This window comes from Hymenobacter agri (assembly GCF_054778495.1).
The window spans coordinates 1-10,817 of sequence record NZ_BAAGZM010000096.1; the positions used below are offsets into that span (position 1 = coordinate 1).

Below are 10,817 nucleotides of genomic sequence, written 5' to 3' on the forward strand. Positions count from 1 at the left end.
GAACGCCGAGCGCGAGCAGAACGGCGAAGCCCTGCTGGCCAACCCGCGCAACGCGGCCAGCGGCACGCTCAAGCTCCAGAACTCGGCCCAGGTGGCGGCCCGCAAGCTGCGCTTCTACGCCTACTCGCTGCTCACGCCCGGTCGCCACTTCGCCAGCCACAGCGCCGCGCTGGAGGCCCTGAGCCAGTACGGCCTGCCGGTTTCCGACACTTGGCGGCGCGCCTCCAACATTGAGGAAGTGCTGGACTTCGTGCACAACTGGGCCAAAAAGCGCTTCGATTTGCCGGTGGCTACCGATGGCATCGTCATCAAAGTCGATGACCTGCGCCAGCAGGACCAACTGGGCTACACGGCCAAAAGCCCGCGCTGGGCCATCGCCTATAAGTATCCCGCCGAGGCCGCCCGCACCCGCCTCAACGACGTGCTCTACAACGTGGGCCGCACCGGGGCCGTCACGCCCGTGGCCGTACTCACGCCCGTGCCGCTGGCCGGCACCGTAGTGAAGCGCGCCACCCTGCACAACGCCAACCAGATAGAGCTGCTCGACCTGCGCCTCGGCGATATGGTGTACGTGGAGAAAGGCGGCGAAATCATCCCCAAAATCACCGGCGTCGACCTGGCTGCCCGGCCCGGCGAGGCGGTGCCCATTCAGTACCCTACCACCTGCCCGGCCTGCGGCACGCCGTTGGTGCGGCCCGAGGGCGAGGCCCATTTCCGCTGCCCCAACGAGCGCGGCTGTCCGCCCCAGCTCAAGGCCCGGCTCGAACACTATGTATCGCGCAAGGCGCTGAATATTGATGGCTTGGGAGCCGAAACCGTGGGCCGATTCTTCGAACTGGGCCTGGTGAAAACGCCCGCCGACATCTACGACCTGCCCGCCCGCCGGCCCGAGCTCGTGACGCTCGAACGCCTCGGCGAAAAGAGTATCGACAACCTCATCGCCGGCATCGAGGCCAGCAAGCAGGTGCCGTTTCCGCGGGTGCTGTTTGGCCTAGGCATTCGCTACGTGGGCGAAACCGTGGCCCAGAAGCTGGCCGCCCACTACCGCAGCATCGACGCGCTGATGGCCGCCTCGGCCGAAGACATGGCCGCCGTGCCCGAAGTGGGCGGCGTGATTGCCGTGGCCGCCGCGCACTGGTTTCAGCAGCCCGAAAACCGTGCGCTGGTGGAGCGCCTGCGCACGGCCGGCGTGCAGCTCGAAGTAACCGGCGAAGCCCCCGTGCCGGCTTCCGACCGGCTGGCGGGCCTCACGTTCGTCATTTCGGGCGTGTTCGAGCACCACAGCCGCGAAGAGCTGCAGCAGCTCATCACCTCCAACGGCGGCAAAATCACCGGCTCCATCAGCAAAAAGCTGAGCTACCTCGTGGCCGGCGATAACATGGGCCCGGCCAAGCGCGAAAAGGCGTTGGGTTTCAAGGTGCCCATCATTTCTGAAGCTGAGCTAATGGCGCTGCTGCCTGACAGCGAATTAATTACCGCAAGTTCAACGGAGGAAGCTCCCGCCGTCACTGAGCCAGCAGCAGGGGCCGTCGGCCGACAAGGTTCACTCTTTTAGGGAGGAAACGAAGAAGGATTGAAAACATATCCGTAATTTTATCTGATTGAACCATCACTCAGATTTATTCGGCCGCGTTTTTGCGTATTCTCTGGAAAGCTAGGTCGTTAATCTCCCAAAAACTATCCATGAGAATCTTTATCTTTCTGGCATTACTTGGCAGCCAGTTGGTTTTTGCGTCTGCCGCGCGGGCTCAATGCATTGCCCTCACCGACCTGCTGGCCATTGGTGCCGACCCCACGGTGCAGGTATCGGGCAAGGTCGTAACCGACCATCTGTCTTCGGAGTGGACGTATGTGGGCGCTACCAACGCGGCCAAGGAAGCCAGCTGGACGTTTACGCCCGCCGGCGCTTCGGCTCCCACGGCGCGCATGGTGGTGCGGCCGCAGCGCCCGGGCCAGGATGTGCTGCTGAAAACCGGGCAGGCCAGCTGTGTGCGCGAGCTCCGCGCCGAGCTCAAAAGCCGGAAGCTGACGGCCCAACCCGTGACGTGTCCTAATTGCGAAGCCGTGCGCTACCAGTCGCCCGAGTTCGATGTGACGCTTTACAGTGAAATGAAAGGGGAATTCCCCTACGTGGTAGTGGTGCATCAGGTACCGCCAACCATGCCGCCCGCGGCCATTGGCGCGCCCGCACCGAAAGCTCCGTAAAGCAGTTGTCCGTATTATTAAAACGCCAAAAACGCCCGGCCGAATACTCGGCCGGGCGTTTTTGGCGTTTTAATAATACGGACAACCTACAGCGCCGGCAGCACAGTACCGCGCACTTCGCCGAAACCGATGCGCACGCCCTCCTTCTCGGCAAAGCCGCGCATTATCACCGTGTCGCCGTCGAGCAGAAATTTGCGCTCCGAGCCATCCGGCAGCGGCAGGGGGCGGGTGCCGCGCCAGGCCAGCTCCAGCATCGAGCCCAGCGAATCGGGCGTAGTGCCCGAAATGGTGCCCGAGGCGTAGAGGTCGCCGGCTTCGAGGTTGCAGCCGTTGGAGGTGTGGTGGGTGAGTTGCTGCGCCATGCTCCAGTACATCAGCCCGAAATTGCTGCGGCTGATAGTGGTTTCGGGGCCGTTCTCGGGGGCGAGGGCAACTTCCAGCTGAACAGCGATGTTGTGCTCACCCCGTTGCGCCAGATAGGGCAGCGGCGCCGGCTCCTGCGTCGGGCCCGCCACGCGAAAAGGCTCCAGCGCGTCGAGCGTGACAACCCACGGGGCCACGCTACTGCCAAAATTTTTGCCCAGAAACGGCCCCAGCGGCACGTACTCCCAGCTTTGCAGGTCGCGCGCGCTCCAGTCGTTGAACAGGCACAAACCAAAGATGTGTTCCTCGGCCTGGTCGATGCTCACCGGCGTGCCCAGTTCACTACCCGTGCCCACCACGAAAGCCATTTCCAACTCAAAGTCGAGCTGACGGCTGGGGCCGAAGGTGGGCGTAGCCTCGTCGGGGGCTTTGCGCTGGCCGCTGGGCCGCCGAATGGGCGTGCCCGACGCCACAATGCTGCTGGTGCGGCCGTGGTAGCCAATGGGCAGCCAGCGCCAGTTGGGCAGCAGGGCATTGGCTGGGTCGCGGAACATGATGCCCACATTGGTAGCATGCTCGATGCTGCTGTAGAAATCGGTGTAGTTGGCGGGCTTCACCGGGCGCAGCATCCGCACCTCGCTTTGGCGCAGCAGGCAATCGCGCACGGCCAGCTCGTTGTCGCGCAGGCGGGGCTCGTCGTGGCGCAGCAGCTCGCTTACGCGCTGGCGTACGGCCCGCCAGGCCGGCCGGCCCAGCCGCAAAAACGCATTCAGTGAACGGCGCCGGAATACTTTTGGCTGGGCGTCGCCCAGTTCGGTCAGGTCGTCGAAGAAGCCGAATTGGCTGGCCGCGTACAAATCGAGCACGTAGCCGCCAATGGCCACGCCCAGGTGCGGCCCGCGCTCATCGGTTTCGAATACGCCGAAAGGCAGGTTCTGAATGGGGAAGTCGCTTTCGGGGCGGATGTCAATCCAGGAGCGAAGGCTGGGCGAGTTCAGCGCGTTGGGCATGGCGGAAGAATAGGGTGGTGTGGGAAAGTAGGCTGGGAGAGCAGGGTAAAAAGAGAACGTCATGCTGAGCGCCGTCGAAACATCTTTACCGCGCAAGTAAATATTACTGCTGCGGTAGAGATGCTTCGACGGCGCTCAGCATGACGTTCGGCTTGGGTGTTTCAAATGGCTGAGAAAGGCCTACCGCGCCTCAACGGCCGTGATTTCCGGCACGGCTTTTTTCACCGTGTCTTCCAGGCCGGCGCGGGTCATTGGCGACATGGGGCAGGCCCCGCAGGCGCCTTCCCATTCGAGCTGGAGCACGCCTTCGGGCGTGATGTTGGCCACGCGTACGTTGCCGCCGTCGGTGGCCAGGTAGGGGCGCAGCGTATTCAGCGCGGCCTCAATCCGGGGCATCAGCGGGTGGTCGAAAGCGGGGGCGGAGGTTGGTTTTTCCACGGGGAAGATTAGGAATTCATCTGCACGACGGCCGTTTTGGGGGCCACGTTGTTGCGAATACTCACTTGCCGGGCCACCGATTCGGCGAGGTCAGCAAAGAGCTTGCCCACCGCCGACTCGGGGTCGAGCACGGCCGGCTGGCCCTGGTCGCCGTTTTCGCGAATGCTCTGCACCAGCGGCAGCTGGCCCAGCAGGGGCACGTCGTGTTGGGCGGCCAGACGCTGGCCACCGTTTTCGCCAAAAATAAAATACTTGTTCTCGGGCAGCTCGGCCGGCGTAAACCAGGCCATGTTCTCCACCACGCCCAGCACCGGCACGTTGATTTGCGGCTGGCGGAACATCTGCAGGCCCTTCTGCGCATCGGCCAAGGCTACTTTCTGCGGCGTAGTCACAATTACAGCCCCGGTTACGGGCACGGTTTGCACCAGGGTAAGGTGAATGTCGGAGGTGCCGGGCGGCAGGTCGAGCAGCAGGTAGTCGAGTTCGCCCCAGTCAACTTCGGTAATGAACTGCTTGAGCGCCGACGAGGCCATGGGGCCGCGCCACACAATGGCCGATTCGGCCGGAGCCAGGAAGCCGATGCTCATCAGCTTCACTCCGTACTTTTCGATGGGCTGAATCAGGTTTTTGCCGTTCGGGCCCTGAAAAACGTGCGGGGCTTCGTTTTCCACGTTGAACATCACCGGCACGCTGGGCCCGGAAATGTCGGCATCAACCAAGCCGACTTTGGCGCCGGTTGCGGCCAGCGCCACGGCCAGGTTGGCCGTAACGGTGCTTTTGCCCACGCCGCCTTTGCCCGAGGCAATGGCAATGATGTTCTTCACGCCGGGCAGCAGGTCGCCGCGGTTGTGGCGGCCGGTGGTCACGCGCGAAGTCATGGTAATCACCACGTTGGCGTCTTTGGCCACCATCGTATGAATGGCACGTTCGCAGGCGTCGTGAATAAGCTGCTTGAGCGGGCAGGCCGGGGTGGTAAGCACCACGGTGAAGGCGACGGTGAGGCCGTCAATCTCGATGTTCTCAATCATGTTGAGTGTGACGAGGTCCTGCCCGAGGTCGGGCTCCTCTACGTAGCTCAGCGCTTTGAGAACGGCTTCTTTGGTAATGGTCATGGGCGAAGAGAAGCGCCAAAATCCGGCGGGCTACAAAGATAACCCCGGATGCGGCGGCGGGGTTAGCCTCCGCTCAGGAAAATCCTGACCGACCAGGTCGAAAATTGCCAACATTTTCCGATATTTACCAACGCTGGTCCACGCTTTCCCGCTCTGAATCACCTTTTTCTGTACCCCTGCCATGCCACATACTGCTGCATCGCACCCCAGCTCCATCGAATTGAGCGAATCGGCCGGCGAAGCCGAAAGCAACAGCGTCCTGCTAGTCCTGCCGTGGGCCGTTCCCTCCGCCGCCCAGGTGCCCGCCTGGCGCCAGCGCGTAACTACCGGCATCGTGCGGGCCGCGTCCGTCAGCAGCACCGTGCCCGCCAGTATTATCGTCGAGTTGCGCGTCAATCATACCATGCTGGCCACGCGCTGGTGCCTGACGGCTACGCTGGCCGCGGTTGCCTGAAGCCGCGAACATGCCCGGCTTGGGATGATACCACGAGCGCCCCGGGCAGGTGACACTTGATTGCCAATGTCATCTGCCTGGGGCGCTCCGCAACCAGGGGGACTAAATCTTATTATAACTATAACTGCACGGCCACCGCCAACCCCGCACCCTGAGCCGCCGAGTAGGTAGGCACGGCCAAGAGTTTTGTGCTGAGTTTGGTGGGCAGCAGGTGTGCCAGCATAGGATATACGCGCCACACCGTTTCGGCCGACAGGAAGCCGATGCCGGCGCCCGCCAGCACATCGGTGGCCCAGTGCTTGTTGCCGAGCACCCGCATGGTGCCGGTGGCCGCCGCCACGGTGTAGCCGGCCACGCTCACCCAGGGATATTGGCGGCCGTACTGCTCGTGCAGTAGCGTGGCCGTGAGGAAAGCCTGCGAGGTGTGCGACGAGGGAAATGAGGTGAGGTCGCGCGGGTCGTAGGGGCGGGGCTCGGCGCTGATGCGCTTCAGGTGGCTCACCACGCCCTCATCGAGCTCGTGCGCCAGCAGGTACACCAGCGTGAAGCTCACGGCCGGCAGCGTGCCGCGGTGGCCGGTGGCCATCAGGCCGTAGGCTACGGCCAAGGGCACGTGCCGGGTATAGTCGTCGATGCCATGTGCGTTCACCGTGCCGAACGTTTCCTGCGTTTCGGCCTGCATGTCGAGCTTGGCCTGGTACATGGTCTGGTTGAGACGCGGGCTGTGGGCCAGCACGCCAATGCCAATAAATGCTGATGGCACTGCGATGCGTAGGGCTACTGCGCGCCCGGAGTGCTGCGGCGCGGTAGCAACTGCCGAATCGGGGCGGGCCGTGGGGGCTTGCGCGTGGCCAGTCAGGCTCAGCGCGCCCATCAGAGTGGTAAGAATAAGCTTCCGACGCATACTTTATCGAACGGCTAACAAGTAGGATTCTGAAAGTTACGCCCCCTGCCTGGGGTTGGCAAGCGGTTCGGGTTACGGCTGCTTTTTTCCGGGCGAATGGCCCCGCCGGCTCGGTAAGAAATGGGCTGGCAGCACCGGGCGCGGCTGGTAGCTGAGCTTTAAGCGGCCAACCGGCCTGATGGGACCATCTATAGTGCCGCGGGGTATTATCCAAAAAAAGCCCCGGCTGCTTTAGCAGTCGGGGCGCCGGGCGTGGGCCGGGTTTAGGTTTTCTGTTTCTTCTTCTTAGCCGCCGGAAACAGAATGTTGTTCAGGATAAGCCGGTAGCCCGGCGAGTTAGGATGCAGGGCTAGGTCGGTGGGTTCCTCGCCCACGAGGTGCTGGTAGTCTTCGGGGTCGTGGCCGCCGTAAAACGTCCAGGTACCCTTGCCCAGCGTGCCGTGCAGGTAGCGGGCCTCGCCGGTCTGCTTGGTTTCGCCCATGATGATGACGTCGGACTTAATCAGGCTTTTGCGGAAGGCCGTGGTCTGGCCCATGAAGCCGTGAATGGTTTTCTCGTGGTCCTGCGTGAGCATGGTGGGCACCGGGTCGTACTTGGCCGAGTAGGTGAAGAGCTGAAAATAGTCGTTCTGCTCGCCCAGGCCGCGCTCCTGGGGCTGCATGTCGATGTTGGAATACTCGTACTGGTAGGGGTTGCGCTCGAGCTGGAAATTCTGGAAAGCCAGGCAGCGGTTGAAGTTGAGCTTGGATTGGGCGGCGGGGTCGGCCGGGTCGCCGTCGTACATCGTTTCCACCATGTCGATGCCCAGGCCAGCCAAGGCGATGTCGTAGGAATCGGTGGCTGAGCACATGGCGAACAAAAAGCCGCCGCCCGCAATGAATTCCTGCATTTTGGTGGCCACCGCGCCTTTCATCACGCTCACCTTGGCGAAGCCGTTGCGCTTGGCGGCGGCTTCGGCGTCGCGCACCTGCTGCTGGTACCAGGGGTAGTTGCGGTAGGTGGCGTAAAACTTGCCGTACTCGCCCGTGAAATCTTCGTGGTGCAGATGCAGCCAGTCGTATTTCGGTAGCTCGCCTTTCAGCACCTCGTCGTCGTAGAGCTGGGTGTAAGGAATTTCGGCGTAGGTGAGCACCATCGTCACGGCGTCGTCCCAGGGCTGCTTGCCCTTGGGCGTATACACCGCAATCTTGGGCACTTTCTCCAGCTTCATCACATCCATGTTGGCGTTGGGGTCGGCAATTTCCTGCAGGATGCCGGTGTATTGCGCCTCGCTGATAACCTGATAGCTCACGCCGCGCACGGCCAGCTCGTTTTCGGCCCCGGCGCTGGTTTCGAAGGCAAACGCGCCGCCCCGGTAGTTCAGCAGCCAATCGACGGGTACCTCGCGCTGGAGCAGCCAGAAGGCCACGCCGTAGGCTTTCAGGCATTCCTTCTGGGTGTTGTCCATCGGGATGAGGACGTGGTTGGCGCGGGCCGCCGGCGCGGCCGCCAAGCCGGCACCGGCCACGAGCAAAAACAGCACAAGTCGTTTCAGCAGCATTGTTTTTAGTCCAAAGAGTTGCCCTGCCCCAACGAGGTTGCGACGCGGGTGGTTCAAGTTAGGGCGCGGCGGCCGAACTTTGGCCGTGCAGCGGCACGCAGCCTTCGTGGCGCGGCCGTGTCGGTAGCTTGGCTTTAGCCACCGGCTGCCACTTTTCATCCGGTCCTTAGCTTCGCCAATCCTATATTGTAGAATGGGCAGCGCCCAGCTGCCAGCGCGGCGCGTCCTTTTTTCTGCTTCATTCATGAGTCCTTTCGAAAATATCCGCGAAGCTTTCCGCTCCATTCGGGCCAACCTGTTGCGTACCATCCTCACGGCCCTGATTCTCAGTATTGGCTTGTTTGCGCTGGTCGGAATTCTGACGGGTATCGACGCCATGAAGAATTCGCTGTCCGACACCTTTGCCAGCCTGGGGGCCAACTCCTTCGAGCTGCATGCCAAAGGCTACGCCAACCGCTTTCAGCGGGGCGGGGTGCAGGCCCGGCACTACCCGCCCATCGATTTTTTGCAGGCCAAGCGCTACAAGGCGGCCATGGGCGACCAAGCCCAGGTGGGGCTTTCGGCTTTCATTGCCGGAGCTGTCGAGATGAAAGCCAACGGCATCAAGACCAATCCGAACATGCAGGTGGTAGCCGGCGACGAGAATTATCTCCGAATTCAAGGCTACAACCTGGCCGAGGGGCGCATTTTCTCGCAGGCCGAGCTCAATAGCGGCGCCAATGTGCTTATTGTGGGCGATGAAATCCGGGCCAAGCTGTTTCCGAAAATTTCGCCCATCGGCCGGTATGTCAGGGCAATGGGCCGCCGCTTTCTCATCGTGGGCCTGCTCGAAAAAAGCGGCAGCGGAGCCGGTGGGGGCGGCGCCGACCGCCTGGCCCTGCTGCCCCTCGAAACCGGCAACCAATTACCCCGCCAGCGCGCGCTGAGCTACGACGTGAAAACGGCTACCGATAAACCGACTTCGCTCGATTTTCTCATGGGCCAGGCTACCGGTATCATGCGGGCCGTGCGCCACGACAAGCTGGGCCAGGAAGACAGCTTTGTGGTCGAAAGCAGCGAGTCGCTGGTGAAAGACCTCGATGCGATTTCGGGCAAAATGAAGGCCGGGGGCAGCATTATTGCCTTCGTTACCTTGCTTGGGGCCAGCATTGCGCTTATGAATATCATGCTGGTATCGGTGACAGAGCGCACCCGCGAAATCGGTATTCGCAAGGCGCTGGGTGCTACAGCCAAGCAAATCCGCTTTCAGTTTCTGATGGAAGCCGTGGTGATTTGCCTTATCGGCGGCGGGCTGGGTATATTGCTGGGGGTTATTGGTGGCAACCTGGTCGCCAGCTTCGTCGGCTCGGGGGCCTTCCTGGTGCCTTGGGGCTGGATGATGGTGGGCATGATTATTTGCGTGGGCGTGGGCATGGCCTCGGGCTACTACCCCGCCAGCAAAGCCGCCGCCCTCGACCCCATCGACTCGCTGCGCTACGAGTAGGGGCGGGGCCCGGTGTGGTGGCGCGCGTATTCCGTATCTTCTGGTTTTGGATTGGCGCGTAGCGCTGTATTTATATGAAACTGCCAGTAACGCAATCAATTCTGCTGCTGAGCTGCTGCCTGTTTGCCATGAGCCTGGGCCTGCCGTTGGCGGCTGCGGCGCAGAGCGGCCCCACAACCCGGGCCGAAACCTACGCCGTGCTAGGCGCGGGCAAAGGCGCGCAATTCAGCTTGCCGCAAGTTCGGCTGGCCGATGAAGCCGCCAGCCAACGCATCAATCAGGCTATTGCCCGCGTCGTATTGCGGGAGGCCAGAACTACGGTCGACACTACCGCCTCGCTGCCCCGCCAGCTGCGGCAAGTAGCCACCGAGGATTGCTGCCTGGGAGGAAGTCGGTTTCAGGTGCTGCTCAACCAAGGCAGCTTGTATTCGATTAAGCTGTCGCTCGAATTTCGGGGGGCTCCAAACTATGAGCGGCAGCGCTACCTGGTTTTCGACCTGGGCACCGGCCAGCCACTGGCCCTCTCAGCCCTCGTCGCCGATTCGCCGGACCTGCTGGCGCGTCGGCTCGAAGTAGCGGTGAGCCGGCGCATGAGCGAGTTTCTAGCCGACAGTGCCGTGCGAAGCCATCCAGCCCGCGCCGCGCTCGCGCAAGTACTGCATTGGAATCCGACCACCCGTCAGGTCAATTTCGCTGCTGGGGCGCCGCCCGTTTCGCTGCAGGAGTTCGCCCTCACACCGCACGCGCTGTTGCTGCTTTATCCCACCAATCAGCCGGCCGCCCCTTTGGCCGATATTCCCGAAGAAACGTACCGCTTCCCGTACGCGCGCCTGCAAGCCCGGGGCCGCTTGGCCGAGCTGGTGCAAAAAGGCCAGCCGGAAGCCCGCTAAGCAGATTTACTGGCAATAAGGTTATACATTTGCGCAAGCACTCATTTGTGTAAATGCTATGGCCGCCTCCGTTCCCGTTGTTGCCGCTGCGTCTATCGACCAGCGTTTTGCCCAACTCATTCAGCAGTTTGGACTCACCAAAAACAGCTTTGCCATTTCTCTAGGTAAAACTGCCAGCGTGGTGCAGCACCTGATTGATGGGCGCAACAAGCCGGGTTTCGACCTGATGTGCAAGGTGTTCGAAGTTTACCCAAATGTGTCGCGTGATTGGCTGCTGCTCGGCCGCGGGCCCATGCTGATTGGCAGCAATGCCATGAGCGGCCCGGAACTGGCCGCTACCAAGCCGGCCGCACCCGAGCCCGAATTTGAGCCCATCGACCTGGCCGACGTAGCCCCCCGCGCTGCGCGCCGGCCCGT

At 62.2% G+C, this 10,817-nt stretch carries 10 protein-coding genes and 1 pseudogene; 6 read left to right on the forward strand and 5 right to left on the reverse strand.

Features of this window, described 5'->3' with window-relative positions:
• Together ligA and ACYVDE_RS07425 are read left to right on the forward strand one after the other, a co-directional pair.
• The coding region (gene ligA, locus ACYVDE_RS07420) for an NAD-dependent DNA ligase LigA (RefSeq protein ID WP_460500854.1) at positions 1-1,555 on the forward strand (1,555 nt) is incomplete at its 5' end.
• Positions 1,556-1,683: 128 nt separating this feature from the next.
• The gene (locus ACYVDE_RS07425) at positions 1,684-2,205 is read left to right on the forward strand and encodes a hypothetical protein (RefSeq protein WP_460500855.1); all 522 of its coding nucleotides are present in this window, start codon (positions 1,684-1,686) and stop codon (positions 2,203-2,205) included.
• A gap of 86 nt (positions 2,206-2,291) precedes the next feature.
• Here ACYVDE_RS07425 and fahA read toward each other — a convergent pair whose 3' ends face one another.
• The 3 genes from fahA to ACYVDE_RS07440 form a co-directional block, all read right to left on the reverse strand.
• Positions 2,292-3,578 (reverse strand): fumarylacetoacetase, encoded by a 1,287-nt coding sequence (fahA, locus tag ACYVDE_RS07430; RefSeq protein ID WP_460500856.1) that lies wholly within the window; start codon positions 3,576-3,578, stop codon positions 2,292-2,294.
• Between the two features lie 180 nt (positions 3,579-3,758).
• Positions 3,759-3,974: a NifU family protein gene (locus tag ACYVDE_RS07435; protein ID WP_198069023.1), complete on the reverse strand. Its 216-nt coding sequence runs from the start codon at positions 3,972-3,974 to the stop codon at positions 3,759-3,761.
• Positions 3,975-4,024: 50 nt separating this feature from the next.
• Positions 4,025-5,128 (reverse strand): Mrp/NBP35 family ATP-binding protein, encoded by a 1,104-nt coding sequence (locus ACYVDE_RS07440; RefSeq protein ID WP_460500857.1) that lies wholly within the window; start codon positions 5,126-5,128, stop codon positions 4,025-4,027.
• Between the two features lie 181 nt (positions 5,129-5,309).
• On the opposite strand from ACYVDE_RS07440, the gene ACYVDE_RS07445 reads away from it, so the two are divergent.
• Entirely contained in the window at positions 5,310-5,582 is a 273-nt protein-coding gene (locus ACYVDE_RS07445; protein WP_460500858.1) for a hypothetical protein, read from the forward strand.
• A gap of 118 nt (positions 5,583-5,700) precedes the next feature.
• Here ACYVDE_RS07445 and ACYVDE_RS07450 read toward each other — a convergent pair whose 3' ends face one another.
• Both ACYVDE_RS07450 and ACYVDE_RS07455 read right to left on the reverse strand, forming a co-directional pair.
• Positions 5,701-6,486, reverse strand: coding sequence for a phosphatase PAP2 family protein (locus tag ACYVDE_RS07450; protein WP_460500859.1), 786 nt, complete (start codon positions 6,484-6,486; stop codon positions 5,701-5,703).
• 263 nt (positions 6,487-6,749) lie between these two features.
• Complete coding sequence (locus ACYVDE_RS07455) at positions 6,750-8,027, reverse strand: asparagine synthetase B (RefSeq protein WP_460500860.1); 1,278 nt, start codon at positions 8,025-8,027, stop codon at positions 6,750-6,752.
• Between the two features lie 244 nt (positions 8,028-8,271).
• On the opposite strand from ACYVDE_RS07455, the gene ACYVDE_RS07460 reads away from it, so the two are divergent.
• The 3 genes and pseudogenes from ACYVDE_RS07460 to ACYVDE_RS07470 all read left to right on the forward strand — a co-directional run.
• The gene (locus tag ACYVDE_RS07460) at positions 8,272-9,510 is read left to right on the forward strand and encodes an ABC transporter permease (protein WP_460500861.1); all 1,239 of its coding nucleotides are present in this window, start codon (positions 8,272-8,274) and stop codon (positions 9,508-9,510) included.
• A gap of 74 nt (positions 9,511-9,584) precedes the next feature.
• Complete coding sequence (locus tag ACYVDE_RS07465) at positions 9,585-10,400, forward strand: hypothetical protein (protein WP_460500862.1); 816 nt, start codon at positions 9,585-9,587, stop codon at positions 10,398-10,400.
• 58 nt (positions 10,401-10,458) lie between these two features.
• Positions 10,459-10,817, forward strand: a pseudogene (locus ACYVDE_RS07470) (hypothetical protein); the annotation flags it as partial.